We start from the raw sequence: 17,138 nt of genomic DNA on the forward strand, positions 1-17,138 counted from the left end.
CCTCATGAAAGGGGCTGCCTCTGCGTTGCGGAGGGCCACCGAGAGGGCCCTTTCGGGCCCCATTATCGCTTCTCGAGCGGCCGCCCGTCTATTTCCAGCCCGCGCGGTCCATCAGACGTACCGCTTCCGGCCCGAATTCGCCGAGCTTCGAGAGCTGCAGGTCGTCGGCCTTGAACTCGCCCCAGGATTGCAGAAGCTCACTCACTTCGGCGCCCGGTAGCACCGGGTACTCGCCGTTGACCTCGGCATACCAGGCTTGGGATTCGGGACTGACGAGGAACTCCGCAAGCTTGACCGCCGCCTCCTTGTTTTTTGCCGAGTGGGTCATCGCGATCCCGCTCACGTTCACATGGGCGCCGCGACCGTCCTGGTTCGGCCAGAAGACCCGCATCACCTGCGCGGCGTCCACCTGACTTTGATCGCCCGAGGTCAGCATGCCGGCAAGGTAGTAGGTGTTGGCGATGGCGAGGTCGCATTGTCCGGCCGCAGCCGCTGCGATCTGATCGCGATCGCCGCCTTTGGGCGGACGCGCCATGTTGGCGACGAGACCTTTCGCCCAGGTCTCCGTGGCTTCGACGCCGTCGGCGGCGATCATGGAGGCGACCATCGACTGGTTGTAGATGTTGTCCGAGGAGCGGATGCAGATGCGCCCTTTCCAAGCCGGGTCGGCCAGCGCCTCGTAGGTCGAGAGGCTGGCGGGGTCGACCTTGCCCTCGACATAGAGGATGGGGCGCGCACGCAGCGACAGACCGAACCAATGACCCTCGGGGTCGCGGTAGGCCTCCGGGATCGCCTCGACCAGCACCTGACTCTCGATCGGCTGCGTCACCCCGGCCTCTTTGGCGCGATAGAGGTTGCCGGCATCGACCGTCACCAGCAGGTCGGCGGGCGAGTTGATCCCCTCGCTCTCCAGGCGTTTGAGCAAGGTCTCGGCCTTGTCCGTGACCATGTTGACCTTGATGCCGGTCTGTTCCGTGAAACGGTCGAGCAAGGGCTTGATCAGCTCCTCCTTGCGTGCGGAGTAAAGGTTGACCTCCTCGTCGGCTGCGGCGACGCTCGGCGGGACGGCGAAGATGAGCGCCGCGGCGATCCCGCAGGTGATCGAGGAGATGAGACAGCGTGATGGTTTCATGCGGTTGGGCCTCCCGATGGGCCGAATGTCGTTTGAGGTGATTCGTCCGGCACTCAGAATAATGGGAACCGTTCGCATTAACAAGTCCGCGCTGAATGCGCTGCGAAAATTCGAATATAATCCCGTCATTATTTGAGTTGCTGCGCAAAAGCCCTTGAAACCGGGGTGCGGCGCTCGGACATGGGTCACGTCAGGAACCAAATCCCAACCGATCCGATCGATTCCGAACGTCCCGCGGGATGTTGAAACCCGCCGCGAAGGGCGTATAGTAAATACCTAGTAAAACGCTCAAGAAAACGGAGCCAGGAGAGATGACCTCAACCCAAGCTGTCGACGATATCGTCCGATCCGAGTACGAGCATGGGTTCGTGACCGAGATCGAGTCCGATACCCTGCCGCCCGGTCTGGACGAAGGGGTGGTGCGTGCCATCTCCGCCCGCAAGGGCGAACCCGAGTTCATGACCGAGTGGCGACTCAAGGCCTACCGGCATTGGCTCACCATGCAGACGCCGCACTGGGCCTCGGTCCACTATCCGCCGATCGATTTCCAGTCGATCTCCTACTTCTCGGCCCCGAAACGCCCGGAAGACATGCCCAAGAGCCTCGACGAGATCGATCCGGCCTTGCTTGAGACCTACGAGAAGCTCGGCATTCCGATCGAGGAGCAAAAGGCGCTCGCCGGGATCGCCGTGGATGCCGTGTTCGACAGCGTCTCGGTGGCCACGACCTTCCGCGCCGTGTTGGCCGACGCGGGCGTCATCTTCTGCTCCATATCCGAGGCCGTTCACGAGCATCCGGAGTTGATCAAGCAGTACCTGGGCTCGGTAGTTCCGCATACGGACAACTATTACGCCGGCCTCAATGCCGCGGTCTTCAGCGACGGCACCTTCGTCTATGTCCCGAAGGGCGTGCGCTGTCCGATGGAGCTCAGCACCTATTTCCGAATCAACGCGCGCAACACCGGTCAGTTCGAGCGGACCCTGATCATCGCCGAAGCCGGCAGTTATGTCAGCTATCTCGAAGGCTGCACGGCGCCCCAGCGCGACGAGAACCAGCTCCATGCTGCGGTCGTCGAGTTGATTGCCATGGACGATGCCGAGATCAAATACTCGACCGTCCAGAACTGGTATCCGGGCGATGCTCAAGGGCGCGGCGGCATCTACAACTTCGTGACCAAGCGCGGGGAGTGCCGCGGTGCGCGCTCCAAGATCTCCTGGACCCAGGTCGAGACCGGTTCGGCGATCACCTGGAAATACCCCAGCTGCATCCTGCGCGGCGACGATTCGGTCGGCGAGTTCTACTCGGTCGCCGTTACCAAGGGTCGTCAGCAGGCCGATACCGGCACCAAGATGATCCATTTGGGGCGCAACACCAGCTCGACCATTGTTTCCAAAGGCATCTCCGCCGGCGAAGGGCAGCAGACCTATCGCGGTCTGGTGCGGATCAGCCAGCGTGCCGAGGGTGCGCGCAACCACACCCAGTGCGACTCCCTGCTGATCGGCGACCGCTGCAGCGCCAATACCTTTCCGTACATCGAGGTCAAGCACCCGAGCGCCAATCTGGAGCACGAGGCGACCACCTCGAAGATCAGCGACGACCAGTTGTTCTACTGCCGCTCGCGCGGACTCACCGAGGAGGACGCGGTCTCGATGATCGTCAACGGCTTCTGCAAAGAGGTCTTCAACGAGCTGCCGATGGAGTTCGCGGTCGAGGCCCAGAAGCTCTTGAGTATCAGCTTGGAAGGCGCGGTGGGTTGAACCTTATTGAACCGCGTTCGGATGAGCATTCACGCTTAGTGCACGCATCCGGTCTTGCGGCGATCAATAGCATCCGCGCGACGCGGTTCAAGTCTTTATAAACGACATTAAACACATCGATCGCGTCGGCTCAGACGTTCTTTGGCCGGCTCTCAGGCCGATCCAATCCGGGGATCGCGCATGTCACGCCGGACGCGATCGATCAGGAGACTTAATGATGTTGTCTGTCAAGGGCCTGCGGGCCAACGTGGGTGAAAACGAGATCCTGACGGGACTCGACCTGGAAGTCGGTCCCGGTGAGATCCACGCCATCATGGGTCCGAACGGCTCTGGCAAGAGCACCTTCTCGCATGTCCTGTCCGGACGCGAGGGTTATGAGGTCACGGCTGGCTCAGTCACCTTCGAGGGGCAGGATCTGCTTGCGCTCGAGCCCGAAGAGCGCGCGCACCGGGGCGTCTTCCTGGCCTTTCAGTATCCGGTCGAGCTGCCCGGCGTCAACAACACCTATTTCTTGAAGGCCGCACTCAACAGCATCCGCAAGGCCCGCGGCGAGAGCGAATTGGACGCGGTGTCGTTTCTGCGCCTCATCAAGGAGAAGCTGAAGATCCTGCATCTGAACGACTCTTTGCTCAAACGCGCGGTCAACGCCGGATTTTCCGGCGGCGAGAAAAAGCGCAACGAGATCTTCCAGATGGCGCTGCTCGAGCCCAAGCTCGCGATCCTCGACGAGACCGATTCCGGACTGGACATAGACGCCCTTCGCGTGGTGGCCGACGGCGTCAATGCGCTGCGCAGTCCGGAACGTTCCATGATCGTGGTCACCCACTACCAGCGTCTGCTCGACTACATCGAGCCCGATCGTGTCCATGTCTTGGCGAAAGGCCGGATCATCCGCTCGGGCGGCAAGGAGCTGGCGCTGGAGCTTGAAGAGAAGGGATACGGCTGGATCCTTGAGCAGGAGCAGGCGGCATGAACGGTGCTGCGCCCACCAGCTTCGACACCTGGCTTTCCGCTCGTGCGGACGGCGAGGTCGGCGCCGGGCTCGATTGGCTCGAGGCGCAGCGGCGCAGCGCCTTGGACCAAGTGCGCGAGCAAGGCGTGCCGGGTACCAAGCAAGAAGCTTGGCGCTATACCAGTCTGAAGAGACTGATCGAGCAGGGGTTCGCTCGGGTCGAGGACGAGGTCACCGCGCTGCAGTTGCACGACTTCGAGGAGCTCCTGATCCCCGAGCTGGACAGCCATCGTGTGGTGATGGTGAACGGCCGTTTTACGCCGTCGCTGTCCGCGCTCGGCGACCTGCCGCGCGGTGTTCGCGTGACTGGTCTGCGGGCCTTGTTGTCAAGCGACCCCGATGCCTTGCGCGAGCGCCTCAACGGCGTGGCGGGCGAGAGTCAGCCCTTGTTTGCTGCCTTGAACACGGCAGGTCTGGACGACGGCCTTGTGGTCTTGCTGGACCGCGGTGCGATCCTCGAGCGGCCGATCGAGCTGATCCATCTCTCCGTCGGGATGGACGAGCCGCGCGTCGCACAGCCGCGCCATGTGGTTTCGCTCGCGGACGGTGCGCAGGCAACCCTGATCGAGCGGTATGTGAGTCTCGGCGAGTCGCTCTACTGCACCAACTCGGTGTTGGAGCTGTCGCTCGGGCGCGACGCCGTGCTGAAGCACGACCGCATCCAGGTCGAGAGCCCGAACGCCTTCCATATCACGGGTCTCTATCTGAGCCAGGACGCCGGCAGCCGTTATGTCGGCGTCAATATCGGCCTGGGCGCCGCCTGGGCGCGCACCGATCTGGTGACCCGCTTCAGCGGCGAGCATGCCGAATGCGACCTGCAGGGGCTCTATCTCGCGGGCGATCGGCAGTTGATGGACTACCACATCGACGTGAATCACGCGGTCCCGTCCTGCTCGAGTCGCGAGACCTTCAAGGGCATCCTCTACGGCAAGGGTCGGGCGGTCTTCGACGGCCGGGTCGTGGTGGCCAAGGACGCGCAGAAGACCGACGCGGCCATGTCCAACAAGAATCTCATGTTGTCCGAGAACGCGGAGGTCGATACCAAGCCGCAGCTCGAGATCAACGCCGACGACGTGAAGTGCAGTCACGGCACGACGGTCGGCCAAATCGAGCCGGAGAAGCTGTTTTATCTGCGCTCGCGCGGTATCTCCGCACCCTTTGCACGCCGCATGCTCTGCTTGGGATTCGCCGAGGAGATCATCGACGCATTGCATAGCGATGCACTGCGCGAGGCGGTGTCGGAGGAGGTCGGGCGCCGACTGGAAACCGCTCCCTTAACGTAAACCGCGTCCGAAGGCAGTGGGCTCGGCGATGGTCGAGTCGAAATGAAGGCATCGCATGTCGCACCGGACGCGGTTCAACCGGAAATTGCAGTCAAGAGGTCGAGCATGAACAGACTGGCCCGCTTTGCCGGCTTCGGCAAGCATGACGAGGAGAGTGCGAGCACGGCCGTGCTCACGGAGGATGTCGCGGTCGAGCAGATGGACGCCGAGGAGCTGCGCGAGCCCATCATCGAGGCGCTACGCAGCGTGCAGGATCCGGAGATCCCCATCAACATCTATGATCTCGGTCTGATCTATCGGGTCGACATCTCGCCGGTCGGGGATGTGTCGATCGACATGACCCTGACCGCGCCGGCTTGTCCGGTCGCCGGCATGATGCCGATCATGGTCAAGGATGCCGTTTCGAAGGTCGAGGGTGTGGGCCTGATTCAGGTCGACTTGGTGTGGGACCCGCCTTGGAGTCAGGCGAACATGAGCGACGAGGCACGTCTCCAGCTCGGTTTGATGTAACGGCGCTCGGCATGTTAAACCGCGTCCGGAGCGACATGCGTCATTTTCATTTTGCGTTTGGCTTTGGCGTTATCCTCGATCTAGGTGAGACGCGGTTTAAAATTTAATTTTTTAATACCTTAAACCGCGCCAGCTCCGACAGTCGTCGGAGCTGGCGCGGCCAACCCAATTCAACAAATGACGCATGTCGCACCGGGCGCGGTTTAAGTACGCAGCAGACACAAGGGAACCCGAAGCTCGGCGTCGCTGAGTCCGCCGTGGACCCCGATCTGACGGTGAGGCTCCTCGAAGGGCAGCCACTGTCGGACGACGTTGTTGCCCTTCGGGAGCAGACAGGCATCCCCGACACGCTCCATGAATCGCGGGTGCTGTCTCCCCGTTCCGAAGAATCCCTCCTCGACGAGCTGCTCGCTGGCCACTAGCTCCACGCGGTCCGCGAGCACATCGTTGCAGTAGTCGCGAAAGGCCTCCGCATGGCCGGAGCGCAGATAGCAAAAGGCCGCACGCGGCTCGCCGCACAGCGGAAGTAAGAGATGGGTTTCGAGCTCCGGATGATCGGCGAGGTCGATCGCATCCGCGGGCCGAATATCCAATTGACCGTGATCGGCGCTGACCAGCAGCAGGCTGTCCGTATCGGCGATCTCCTGCATGAAGGCGGCGATCTCCTGTTCGATCTCATGCAGGTGTGCCTGTGCAGCCGGACTCTCCATTCCCTGCTCGTGACCGATGGCGTCGAGTCTCGGCCAATAGAGATAGAGATATTTTGGCTCCCGGCGACGTCGCCCCCAACCGCGCAGAACCCCGGCAGTGCGGGTGAACATGTCGCGCAATCCCTTGAAGGTCACCAGCTCGCCGCGCCCCAGATGTGCGCGATTGAAGTCCGAGCGGGCGATGTGCGCCGGCGAGACCAAGATGCTGCGGGTGGCGATCCGGTCGGAGACCGGTGTGGTCCCGAAGAGCTTGACCGGATCGATCCCTGCCTGCCGATAGGGTACGCCGCCGAAGCGCGGCGTGCCGGGGAGCACCGTCATCACGCACCCGAGCTCGCCCAGATAGGTATGCCAGCCGGTCAGTCCGTGTGCCGACGGCGCTTCCCCGGTCAGAAATGTCGGGATCGCGGCGGCCGTCGTCGAGGGGAAGACCGAGGTGAGGGTCGCGCGCCGCGCTCGGCTCAGGATCCCGTCGGGAGATCGCTTGTCGAGCCAATCGGCGCCGAGACCGTCGATGACCAAGAGGATCAGATTGGTGGCTCGCGCCAGCTCGTCCGTCGGCAGATCCCGCAGGCTCGGGGCGTCGGACCGCCCGCCGCGGGCCTGGATGATGCTGCTCATCAGATTGAGGATGCCGCCGCCGTCGTAGTCCGGCCGTGTCATCTCAAGCGCGTCCGGTGGCTGGGGATTGATCATGCTTCCGCCCCCCGTTGGTTGTTGCTCAGGTCATGGCCAAGCCCGCCGTGCGACTTGCCGCGGCTCAGGCGTGTTGGCCGGCCGATTTACGGCGCACCAGGAACCAGATGAACGCCAGGATCAAGACCGCCGAGAAGGCAAGCACATAGGGTCTGAGCGGCTCGATGACGTCGGTGATGCGTTGGAAGTCCTCCTTCAGGGTGTAGGCCCCGAACCCGAAGGCGCCGACCCAGAGACTGGTGCCCAGGATGGTTCCCGTGAGGAACCGCAGCCAGGGCATCTGCAGCGCCCCGGCTGCAATATTGCTGGTCTGACGCAACCCGTCGAGAAAGCGTGCGACAACCAACAACCCGATCCCCCAACGCGCGAAGGCCGCCTCGGCCTTATCCAGGCGTTCGCGATGCTTGGACGCACGTTTGAGCAGCCCCTTCAACCCATAGCGTCCGATCAGATAGCCGATGATGTCGCCGAGCTGGGTCGCCGTCCACGCCACGATCAGGACAACGACGATGTCCATCTTCCCGGTCGCGGCCAAGAGTGCGCAGGCGATCAAGAGGGTCTGTCCCGGCAGCGGGATCCCGAATCCTTCGGCCATGCAGGCGACAAAGAGTGCCCAGAGTCCGTAGCGATCGAGGATCGGCTGCAGGCTTGCGATCCCGGAGGTCAAGGTCGTCGCGATTTCGGCTTCGAGACTCATAGCGGATCACCACACCAGTATCAGGATGACGGCGCCCAGCAGGATCCGGTAGATCACGAAGGGGAGCATGCTGATGCGCTCGATGAATTTCAGAAAGTAATGAATGGTCAGGTAGGCGACGATGAACGAGAGTGCCGCGCCGAGCAACAGCGACATCCAGTCGACCGGCTCGCCGGCCTGCAGCAGATCGAGCGTTTCGAGCCCGCCGGCCATGATGATCGTCGGGATCGCCAGCAGGAACGAGAAGCGCGAAGCCGCCTTGCGGGTCAGCCCGAGCATGAGCGCCGCCGTGATGGTGATGCCCGAGCGCGAGGTCCCCGGAATGATCGCGACCGCCTGCATGACGCCGACGAACAGGGCCGCCTTCCAGCCGACGCTGTATTCGTCGCGCGCGCGTTTTCTGCTGAAGTCCGCCCACCACAGCAGCAACCCGAAGCCGATGCTGGTGGCCGCAACCACCAGTGCAACCAGGGTCGCGTCTTCGCGCAGCACCTCGAGCACCGATTTCAGCGGCAGTCCCAGCACGATCACCGGCAGGGTGGCGAGGATGATCATCCAGCCGAGTCGAGCGTCGGGCGCGTCGAATCTGCGCGTGCGCAGCGACTGCAGCACGGCGATCGTCATGGTCACGATCTCGCGTCTGAAATAGAGCATCACCGCGGCGAGCGTGCCGAGATGCAACGCGACATCGAAAGCGAGACTCTGCAGCTCGTAGCCGAAGAGGAGCGGCGTCAGGATCAGATGTCCCGAGCTCGAGATCGGCAAGAACTCCGTAATGCCTTGAACGAACGCAAGTAAGACGATCTGAATAGTTTCCAACGAACGGCGCTCCTCGGGATTGAAGGCGCGGATTATACGCGGCGTGCCGGACCTTTCGCTGCGATCTTGCGCGACCTCATCGACCGATCGACGACGCTCTGGCAGGCGCCGATCATGCCTGCGGCAGCAGATAGAGCGTCGACCAGTCCGACACCGGCGGCAGGGTCTCGCGCGCAATCGCAGCGATATAGCCGGCTTCCGGGATGCAATGCAGAACGGCCGGCGGTTGTGCGCCGGCGGGTCGGGGCCGGAAGAGTCCGCGACCGTCGGCCTTGGCATCCGCCTCGAGTGCGGTCCAGGCACGGTAGAAGCGTGCGAGGCGCTCGGGCGGCGGAGCGGCCTTGATGGCGTGCACGGTCTCGGGCGCGAACATCCGCTGCGCAACCGCCTCGATATCGCGTCGCGGGCGGATCAGCTCGCAGTCCACGCCGATTTCCTCACTCGGCCCGCTCCCGGCGCAAACACCCACCAAGGCCAGATCGCCGGTCGTCGTCAGATTGAACGAGAGCGGCAGCACTGCGCCTGCAAGAGCGGGCTTGCCGGCCGCACCATAGTCGAAGCGGAGCGACCCCGGCGGCGCGTCGAGGTAGCGCGAGAGGATCTCGCGCAGTCCGGCGTGGGCGCGGACATAGCGCTCGCGATAGGGCAGATGGCGCATCCGCGCCGCGCGCGCGCGCTGGTGCTCGCCGAGCAGGCTCAGAGCGTGCTCAAGCTCGATCCCGTGCGCATCCGTGCGGATTCGCCATAGATGCAGGGCACCCGATCGGATCTCGCAACGGCTCGGCCCGGCCGTCCAATCGATCGTCGGAGGGGCCGTTATCGCGCCGTCTTCATCCTGTCTTTGCGTCGACATGCGTTGTGACCTCCGTCGTCATCTTCCTATAATCGACAAACACTCGACAAACTGGGCGCCCCGGTCTCTCTGGGTATACGCCCGGCTGTCGGACCATCTCGCTCCCCGCCGGAGGCCAGGGCCTTGCAGACTCATGAGCAGTGTCGTGTGGATGCGCGCATCGAGGCGGTGTGCACGAAGGGTTGCAATCAGGTCAGGCAAGACATCGCCGCCTTGGAAGCCGGGGTGCAGCTGCCCGAGACACGTGATCTGAGCGAGGAGGAGTGCCGAACCCTGCTGCGCGAGCTCAAGCAGATCATGGCCGTCTACGGCGATACCTGTCGACTGCCGCCGTCCTGAGCGCCTGCGCCCTTCGCGTCGGGGGTGTATGCTGCCGCCGCCATCCATCCTGATCCGCCGCATCGGAACCTATCGCGCATGACCGACATCACCCGGACCCTCAGCCAGGAGCTTGCCGCTCGACCCGAACAGGTCGAGGCCGCCATCCGACTGCTCGACGAAGGCGCAACCGTGCCCTTCATCGCACGCTATCGCAAAGAGGCCACGGGGGGGCTGGACGACATCCAGTTACGCTTACTCGAAGAACGCCTGGTCTATCTGCGCGATCTGAACGAGCGTCGCGCGACCGTGCTCAAGAGCATCGAGGAGCAGGGCAAGCTGACGCCGGAGCTCCAAGCCGAGATCGTCGGCGCCGAGACCAAGCAGCGCTTAGAAGACCTTTACCTGCCTTTCAAGCCTAAGCGGCGCACCAAGGCCCAGATCGCGCGCGAGGCGGGGCTCGAGCCCTTGGCCGATGCGCTGCTCGCGGATCCGAGCGCGTTGCCCGAATCGCGCGCGGCGTCCTATGTGGATTCGCCCAAGGGCGTGGAGGACATCGCCGCGGCATTGGAAGGCGCGCGTCAGATCCTGATGGAGCGTTTCGCCGAGGATCCCGAGCTGACCGGGCGTCTGCGCGATCACCTCTGGCAGCAGGGCATTCTGGTCTCCAAGGTGATGCCCGGCAAGGAAGAAGAGGGCAATAAGTTCTCGGATTATTTCGACTATCGCGAGCCGCTTGCGCGCATTCCATCGCACCGTGCGCTGGCCTTGTTCCGCGGGCGCAACCAAGGCGTCCTGCACCTGGAGCTGTTGGCCGGGGAGGGCGATGATCCGGACGCCGTCTGTCGCGGTCTGATCGCCTCGCGCTTCGGGGTTCGCCAGGCCGGGCGCCCCGGCGACGACTGGCTGATCGAAACGGTCCGCAAGACCTGGCGGATCAAGCTGCTGACGCGTCTCGATTTAGAGTTCAAAGGCCGGATGCTGGAGGCGTCCGAAGAGGAGGCGATCCGCGTCTTCGGGCTCAACCTTAAGGCGCTCTTGTTGGCGGCCCCGGCGGGCCGGCTTGCGACACTCGGGCTGGATCCCGGACTGCGCACCGGGGTGAAGGTCGCCATCGTCGACGGCACCGGGCGTGTGGCGGCGACCGACACCATCTATCCGCATGTGCCGAAGAACCAATGGGATGCCTCCATCGCGCGTCTCGCCCAGTTGTCGAAGCAGCACGGGGTGAAGCTCGTGAGTATCGGCAACGGCACCGGCTCGCGCGAGACCGACCGGCTGGTGCGCGAGCTGATCCAGCGCCACCCGGAGCTCGGCCTGCGCTCGCTCGTCGTGAGCGAGGCGGGCGCCTCGGTCTATTCGGCCTCCGAATTCGCCTCCAAAGAGCTGCCCGAGCTGGATGTCTCGCTGCGCGGCGCGGTCTCGATCGCACGCCGGCTGCAGGATCCGCTCGCCGAGCTGGTCAAGATCGATCCCAAGGCGATCGGTGTCGGTCAGTACCAGCACGACGTGAATCAGCCCAGACTCGCGCGTGCCCTGGATACCGTGGTGGAGGACTGCGTGAACGCCGTCGGGGTGGATCTGAACACCGCCTCCGTGCCGCTGCTGACACAAGTCTCGGGACTCAACCGCACTCTGGCCGAGAATATCGTTCAGTTTCGCGAGACCAACGGGGCCTTTCCCAACCGCAAACGCCTGATGGCGGTCCCCCGCTTCGGCGAGAAGGCGTTCCAACAGAGTGCGGGTTTCCTGCGCGTGCGCGACGGCGACGAGCCGCTGGACGCGTCTGCCGTTCACCCGGAGGCCTATCCGCTGGTGCGCAACATCCTTGCGGAAACCGGCAAACCCATCACCGCGCTGATCGGCGACAGCGCGACCCTGCGCCGCCTGGATCCCGCCCGCTTCACCGACGAGCGCTTTGGCCTGCCCACCGTGAAGGACATCCTCGCCGAGCTGGAGAAACCCGGCCGCGACCCACGCCCCGAGTTCAAGACCGCTCAGCTCAAGGAGGGCGTTGAGACGCTCAAGGATCTCAAGCCCGACATGATCCTGGAGGGTACCGTCACCAACGTGACCAACTTCGGCGCCTTCGTGGACGTCGGGGTCCATCAAGACGGCCTGGTGCACATCTCCGCCTTGGCCGATCGCTTCGTCAAGGATCCGCATGCGGTGGTCAAGTCAGGCGACCTCGTGAAGGTGAAGGTGATGGAGGTCGATCTCGTGCGCAAACGCATCGCGCTGAGCATGCGTCTGGGCGATGTCGCGCCCGAGCGCACGGCCGGCGACGCCTCCGACAGCCGGTCGCAGGGTCGCGAACCGCGCCCGAGGGCACACATCCCGCCGGGTCGGCCCGGCCGCTCGGCCGATGCACGCCCGGCATCCGACGGACGAGGTGCGGCTCGCGCGAAGGCGCCCGCAGCGTCCGAGGCCCCCGGCGGCGGAACGATGGCGGATGCCTTCGCCAAGGCCAAGCGCCGTTGAGGCCGCGTAACGCGACGCGATCGAGCCCTGGATGGCCCGCTCTTCCTCCGCCGACGACCTGCTGCACACACGTGTCTACCGCGCCGCCTCGCCGATTCACGGCCAAGGCTGCTTCGCCAAGATCGCGTTTCGCAGCGGCGACTTCATCGGCACCTTCGAAGGCCCCGAGGTGGACCGAGATGGTACCTACGTGCTTTGGACCTACGACAGCGAGGGCAACGTCCTCACCGGTCGCGAGGTGCGCAACCTCCTGCGCTGGTTGAACCACAGCGACGACCCGAACGCCGAACTCGACGGCTTCGATCTCTACGCCCTGCGCGCAATCGCAGTCGACGAAGAGCTCACCTTCGACTACAGCGGCGCCGGCTGACGAGTTGCTTTGGGCACAGCGTGCCCCGACACTAGCCACCCTAGCCGTAACTCCGCGAGCCACCGTGAAGCGCCTGTCCAAGTTTTTCTTGCCCGTCCTGATTCTCGCCGTCGGTTTCGGAGTTTTTCAGTATCTCAAGCAGACCCGGCCCGAACGTCCGCCGGCGGAGATCAACGAGCGCGTCTGGCGAATCGAGGCCGAAACGGTGGAGCCGCGTCGGCTCTCGCCTGGGCTCGAGCTCTACGGCAGTGTCCAGACGCCTGATCTCCTGCGCGCGGCGGCTTCCGCACAGGCGCGGGTCGCTCGGGTGCTGGTGCGCGAGGGCGATCGAGTCGAGGCAGGACAGCTTCTGGTGGAGCTCGATCCGCGTGACTTCAGCTTCCGTCTCGCACAGGCCCGGGCCCAGCTCGACGAGTTGGAGGCGCAGGTCGAAAGCGAGCGCACCGGGCACGAGACTGATCTCGCCGCGCTCGAGCAGGAGCGCAAGCTGCTCGCCATCGCCCAAGACGGCGTCGAGCGCGCCTCGCAGCTGACCAAGCAGAGGGTCGGCTCCCAAACCGACCTGGATATCGCCGAGCAGGAATTGGCCCGCCAAGCGCTGGCCGTGAGCAACCGCGAGATGAGCATCGCGGATTTTCCGGCGCGTCAACGCGCCCTCGAAGCGAGACTCTCGAGTGCCCGGGCCCGTCTAGAGGAGATCGCGCTCGAGCTCGAGCGTGCTCCGGTGGTCGCACCCTACGATGCCATCATCGCCAAGGTCTCGGTCACGGCGGGTGATCAGGTGCGCAAGGACGATGTCCTCTTGACGCTCTATGCAATCGACAGCCTGGAGGTCCGCGCGCGGATTCCGGCGCCCTTTCAGGCGGAGCTGACCGCCTCGCTGCAGGAGGAGGGCCGACTGCCCGCCACCGCCACCATCGGGGAGCGCTCGCTCAAGCTCTCGCTGGAGCGGCTCGCCGGGGAGGCAAGCGCCAGCGGCATCGACGGTCTTTTCGATGTCGAGGACGAGGCAGGCCTTCTGCGCGCCGGTCAGATGATCTCGTTGCGCCTGGACCGACCGCCGCAGGATGGCGCGGTGCCGGCCCCCTTCGGTGCAGTCTACGGCGGTGATCGCGTCTACAAGCTCGTCGACGGGCGGATGAAAGGCGTGCCCGTGCGCAGTCTGGGGAGCTGGTTCACCGAGACGGGCGAGGAGCGTCTGCTGGTGCAGGCGCCCGATCTCGCTGCCGGGGACCGCCTGATCGTGACCCACATGCCGAACGCTATCGATGGGTTGCGGGTGGAGACGGTGCAGTGACGAACAGCAGACCCGCCAAGGAGAAGGTGATCAAGGGTCATCAGAACGACATCATCGGTCTGTTTGCCCACCACAAGGTCGCGGCCAACCTCCTGATGGCGATCATGATCCTGAGCGGGATCTTCGCTCTGGATCGCCTGAACGTACAGTTCTTCCCGAGCTTCGATCTGGACGTGGTGACGGTGCGGGTCGTCTGGACGGGCGCGAGCGCCGAGGACATCGAGGACGGTATCACCAATCCCCTGGAGCAGCGCCTGCGCTCGGTCGACAGCCTGCGCAAGATGACCTCCACCTCCACCCAAGGGATCTCGGCGATCACGATCGAGTTCGAGGAGGGCGTCGATCCCTTGCTGGCGTTGGACAATGTCCGCCGCTTGGTCGACGATTTCCGCAATCTTCCTCAGGACGCCGAGAAGCCCGAGGTTGCGCTTGTCAACCGCTACGAGTCCGTGGCGCGGTTGGTTCTGACCGGGCTCGAGCGTCCGGACGAGATGCGTCATCTGGCGCGTCGCTTCGAATCGGAGCTGTTGGAGCGCGGGATCGACAAGGTGGAGATCCGCGGCCTTCCGCTCGAAGAGATCAGTATCCAAATCGAGCAGGCGCGACTCGAAGAGCTGGGGCTGGGTCTGCCGCAGATCGGCGAGCGAGTCGACGCCTTCAGCAGGGATCTGCCCGCCGGTGCGATCGGGCGCGGCGAGGCGACGCGCGAGCTGCGCAGCCTCGACAAGCGGCGCGACAGCCTGGAGTTCGGCGAGATTCCCATCAAGACCGAGGAGACGCTGAATCTGCAGCTCGGCGACATCGCCGAGATCGAGCGGGTGCCGCGCGACTCCACGCTGCAGCTCTCGATGAACGGCAGCCCGGCGGTCGAGATGGTCCTGCAGCGGGCCGAGACGGGTAACTCGCTCGCAGCGGCAAAGGTGCTCGACGAGTGGCTCGCCGAGACGCGTCCCTTGCTGCCGCCGGGGGTCGAGCTGGTCGTCTACGATGCCTCCTGGGAGCTGATCCGCGATCGCATCATGCTGCTCGTCAACAACGGCGCGACCGGTCTCGTCGCCGTGGTCGCGATCCTGTACCTGTTTCTGAGCGGTCGCGTCGCCTTCTGGGTCGCCTGGGGCATCCCCGTGTCCTTTCTCGCGACCCTCTACATCCTCTATCTGGCCGGCGGCAGCATCAACATGATGAGCCTGTTCGCGCTCATCATGGCGCTGGGGATCATCGTGGACGACGCCATCGTCGTCGGCGAGGACGCCATGGCGCATCATCAGATGGGCGAGGACCCTCTGCTCGCGGCCGAGGGCGGTGTGCGTCGGATGATGGCCCCGGTGGTCGCCTCCTCGCTGACGACCATCGCTGCGTTTCTCCCGCTGATGTTGGTCGGCGGGACGATCGGCAACATCCTGAACGTGATCCCGCTGGTCATCGTCGCCGTCATCCTCGCCTCGCTCCTGGAAAGCATGCTGGTGTTGCCGAGCCATCTGCGCAGCGCCTTCGTCCATGCCCACAAGGTCACGCCGGATTCGTTCCGGGGGCGGCTTGATCGGGGCTTCGAGTGGTTCCGGGATCGGGCCTTTCGCCCCCTGGTGACCTTGGCCGTGCACCACCGCTTCGTGACCATCGCCGGGGCAGTTGCGGCCTTGATGATCGCTGTCGGATTGTTGGCGGGAGGGCGACTGGCCTTTGTCTTCTTCCCGACCCCCGAGGGTCAGATCATCACGGCGAACGCAACCTTCGTCGCCGGCACGCCGCGTGCCCAAGTCGACGCGCTGATCGAGCAGCTCGAGGACACGCTGTGGGAGACCGAGCGTGCCTTCGATCAGGGCAAGCTGGTGAACCTGGCGATCGCGCTGCACGGCTCCAAGGCCGACAGCGGCAGCGGCTCGGCGGCCGACCAGCTCGGTGCGCTGCAGGTTGAGCTGATCGCACCCGATGCCCGCGACGTTCGCAACGAGGAGTTCATTCGGGCCTGGCGTGAGCGCATCACGCTGCCTGCCGGGCTCGAAGGCTTCACCATTGCCTCGCGACGCGCGGGACCGCCCGGCCGCGACTTGACGGTGCGGCTCTTCGGGGCCGATGCCGAGACCCTGAAGGCCGCCGCACTCGACATCTCGGAGGTGATCAAGGGGCTTCCCGGCGTGACGGCCGTCGAGGACGACATGGCCTTCGGTCGCGAGCAGATCATCTACTCGCTCACCCCCGCCGGGGAGGCGCTGGGTCTCACGGTCGCGGAGTTGGGCACCCAATTGCGGACCGCCTTCGAAGGACAACTGGTTCAGATCTTCCAGGACGGCGCCGACGAGGTCGAGGTCCGGGTCAAGCTGCCGAGGAACGAGCGAGAGCGTCTCGGGACCCTGGAGCGCATCAATATCCGCCTCGCCGACGGCACATCGGTCCCGCTGACGACCGTCGCCGAATGGCACTCGCGGCGTGGTTTCGAGATCCTGCGGCACGCCGAAGGCAAGCTGGCGGTCGAGGTTTCCGCGGACGTCGACTCGGACGTGAACAACGTCGGCACCATCATCGAGGGCCTGATTTCGTCGACGCTTCCGGAGCTTCAGTCCGCCTACGGGATCAGCTACTCGTTCGAGGGCCGTTCCGCGGATCAGCGCGAGACCTTCGCGGATATGCGCAAGGGGCTGATTCTGGGTCTGATCCTGATCTACGTGATCCTGGCCTGGGTCTTTTCGTCCTACGGATGGCCCTTGGTGGTCATGACGGCCATCCCGTTCGGCTTGACCGGAGCACTCTTCGGTCACTGGCTGATCGGAATCGACGTGACGATTCTCTCGCTCTTCGGGATGTTCGGCCTGTCCGGAATCGTGGTCAATGACTCCATCATCTTGGTCAAGTTCTATCAGGAGCAGCTCGACCAAGGTGTTGCCAGCCGCGAGGCGCTGATCGAGGCCGCTTCGCAGCGACTACGGGCCGTGCTCTTGACCTCCTTGACCACGATCGCCGGCCTGACGCCGCTGCTCTTCGAAAAATCGGTCCAGGCGCAGTTCCTCATCCCCATGGTGACGTCGATCGCCTTCGGGCTCGGCTTCGCGACGATTCTGGTCCTGCTCGTCATCCCGGCGCTGCTCTCGATTCACGACAGCGTGCATGGACGCTTGGGCCGGTTCTTCAAGGTAAGCCCCGCACGGGCGTGATCCTTGCCGTGGGTGTCGCGTCTTTCCCGGCGCTCCGCGCGCGATGCCGCGCGC

Annotated in this window: 14 protein-coding genes; 9 read left to right on the plus strand and 5 right to left on the minus strand. The window is 64.4% G+C overall.

What is annotated here, in order from left to right; genetic code table 11:
• Positions 1 to 88: 88 nt before the first annotated feature.
• Positions 89 to 1,132 carry a Fe(3+) ABC transporter substrate-binding protein gene (locus tag BLV04_RS16725; protein ID WP_093034745.1) on the minus strand — a complete coding sequence of 348 codons (1,044 nt, stop codon included), beginning with the start codon at positions 1,130 to 1,132 and terminating at the stop codon, positions 89 to 91.
• Between the two features lie 311 nt (positions 1,133 to 1,443).
• Between BLV04_RS16725 and sufB the strand changes: the two genes are divergently transcribed.
• The 4 genes from sufB to BLV04_RS16745 all read left to right on the plus strand — a co-directional run bounded on the left by sufB (position 1,444) and on the right by BLV04_RS16745 (position 5,694).
• Positions 1,444 to 2,889, plus strand: coding sequence for a Fe-S cluster assembly protein SufB (gene sufB / locus BLV04_RS16730; protein ID WP_093034748.1), 1,446 nt, complete (start codon positions 1,444 to 1,446; stop codon positions 2,887 to 2,889).
• Between the two features lie 217 nt (positions 2,890 to 3,106).
• On the plus strand, positions 3,107 to 3,862 hold the full coding sequence (gene sufC / locus BLV04_RS16735) for a Fe-S cluster assembly ATPase SufC (protein WP_093034936.1): 756 nt from the start codon (positions 3,107 to 3,109) through the stop codon (positions 3,860 to 3,862).
• Complete coding sequence (sufD, locus tag BLV04_RS16740) at positions 3,859 to 5,184, plus strand: Fe-S cluster assembly protein SufD (protein WP_093034751.1); 1,326 nt, start codon at positions 3,859 to 3,861, stop codon at positions 5,182 to 5,184. The genes sufC and sufD overlap by 4 nt, the downstream gene beginning before the upstream one ends.
• A 105-nt stretch (positions 5,185 to 5,289) precedes the next feature.
• Complete coding sequence (locus BLV04_RS16745) at positions 5,290 to 5,694, plus strand: SUF system Fe-S cluster assembly protein (protein WP_093034939.1); 405 nt, start codon at positions 5,290 to 5,292, stop codon at positions 5,692 to 5,694.
• Positions 5,695 to 5,897: 203 nt separating this feature from the next.
• On the opposite strand, the gene BLV04_RS16750 is transcribed toward BLV04_RS16745, so the two are convergent.
• From BLV04_RS16750 to BLV04_RS16765, 4 genes are all read right to left on the minus strand, one after another.
• Entirely contained in the window at positions 5,898 to 7,100 is a 1,203-nt protein-coding gene (locus tag BLV04_RS16750) for an alkaline phosphatase family protein (RefSeq protein ID WP_093034754.1), read from the minus strand.
• 64 nt (positions 7,101 to 7,164) lie between these two features.
• Positions 7,165 to 7,797, minus strand: coding sequence for a DedA family protein (locus BLV04_RS16755; protein ID WP_093034757.1), 633 nt, complete (start codon positions 7,795 to 7,797; stop codon positions 7,165 to 7,167).
• Positions 7,798 to 7,803: 6 nt separating this feature from the next.
• Positions 7,804 to 8,616, minus strand: coding sequence for an undecaprenyl-diphosphate phosphatase (locus BLV04_RS16760; RefSeq protein WP_093034760.1), 813 nt, complete (start codon positions 8,614 to 8,616; stop codon positions 7,804 to 7,806).
• A 112-nt stretch (positions 8,617 to 8,728) separates the two neighbouring features.
• Positions 8,729 to 9,469, minus strand: coding sequence for a 4'-phosphopantetheinyl transferase family protein (locus tag BLV04_RS16765; protein ID WP_093034763.1), 741 nt, complete (start codon positions 9,467 to 9,469; stop codon positions 8,729 to 8,731).
• A 123-nt stretch (positions 9,470 to 9,592) separates the two neighbouring features.
• Between BLV04_RS16765 and BLV04_RS16770 the strand changes: the two genes are divergently transcribed.
• The 5 genes from BLV04_RS16770 to BLV04_RS16790 all read left to right on the plus strand — a co-directional run bounded on the left by BLV04_RS16770 (position 9,593) and on the right by BLV04_RS16790 (position 17,084).
• Complete coding sequence (locus tag BLV04_RS16770; RefSeq protein ID WP_093034766.1) at positions 9,593 to 9,808, plus strand: hypothetical protein; 216 nt, start codon at positions 9,593 to 9,595, stop codon at positions 9,806 to 9,808.
• A gap of 78 nt (positions 9,809 to 9,886) precedes the next feature.
• Positions 9,887 to 12,268, plus strand: coding sequence for a Tex family protein (locus BLV04_RS16775; protein WP_093034769.1), 2,382 nt, complete (start codon positions 9,887 to 9,889; stop codon positions 12,266 to 12,268).
• 31 nt (positions 12,269 to 12,299) lie between these two features.
• Positions 12,300 to 12,638, plus strand: a complete 339-nt coding sequence (locus BLV04_RS16780) for an SET domain-containing protein (protein WP_093034772.1) — start codon at positions 12,300 to 12,302, stop codon at positions 12,636 to 12,638.
• A gap of 64 nt (positions 12,639 to 12,702) precedes the next feature.
• Complete coding sequence (locus BLV04_RS16785; protein WP_245731929.1) at positions 12,703 to 13,935, plus strand: efflux RND transporter periplasmic adaptor subunit; 1,233 nt, start codon at positions 12,703 to 12,705, stop codon at positions 13,933 to 13,935.
• The gene (locus BLV04_RS16790) at positions 13,932 to 17,084 is read left to right on the plus strand and encodes an efflux RND transporter permease subunit (RefSeq protein WP_093034780.1); all 3,153 of its coding nucleotides are present in this window, start codon (positions 13,932 to 13,934) and stop codon (positions 17,082 to 17,084) included. The genes BLV04_RS16785 and BLV04_RS16790 overlap by 4 nt, the downstream gene beginning before the upstream one ends.
• Positions 17,085 to 17,138: the final 54 nt, after the last annotated feature.

It is taken from the genome of Thiocapsa roseopersicina (assembly GCF_900106925.1).
Classification (GTDB): Bacteria; Pseudomonadota; Gammaproteobacteria; order Chromatiales; family Chromatiaceae; genus Thiocapsa; species Thiocapsa roseopersicina.

Bases quoted from the DNA above. Each gene is read 5' to 3' on its own strand.
- BLV04_RS16725 (WP_093034745.1), bottom strand. From the start codon at position 1,132: ATGAAACCATCACGCTGTCTCATCTCCTCGATCACCTGCGGGATCGCC.
- sufB (WP_093034748.1), top strand. From the start codon at position 1,444: ATGACCTCAACCCAAGCTGTCGACGATATCGTCCGATCCGAGTACGAG.
- sufC (WP_093034936.1), top strand. From the start codon at position 3,107: ATGTTGTCTGTCAAGGGCCTGCGGGCCAACGTGGGTGAAAACGAGATC.
- sufD (WP_093034751.1), top strand. From the start codon at position 3,859: ATGAACGGTGCTGCGCCCACCAGCTTCGACACCTGGCTTTCCGCTCGT.
- BLV04_RS16745 (WP_093034939.1), top strand. From the start codon at position 5,290: ATGAACAGACTGGCCCGCTTTGCCGGCTTCGGCAAGCATGACGAGGAG.
- BLV04_RS16750 (WP_093034754.1), bottom strand. From the start codon at position 7,100: ATGATCAATCCCCAGCCACCGGACGCGCTTGAGATGACACGGCCGGAC.
- BLV04_RS16755 (WP_093034757.1), bottom strand. From the start codon at position 7,797: ATGAGTCTCGAAGCCGAAATCGCGACGACCTTGACCTCCGGGATCGCA.
- BLV04_RS16765 (WP_093034763.1), bottom strand. From the start codon at position 9,469: ATGTCGACGCAAAGACAGGATGAAGACGGCGCGATAACGGCCCCTCCG.
- BLV04_RS16775 (WP_093034769.1), top strand. From the start codon at position 9,887: ATGACCGACATCACCCGGACCCTCAGCCAGGAGCTTGCCGCTCGACCC.
- BLV04_RS16780 (WP_093034772.1), top strand. From the start codon at position 12,300: ATGGCCCGCTCTTCCTCCGCCGACGACCTGCTGCACACACGTGTCTAC.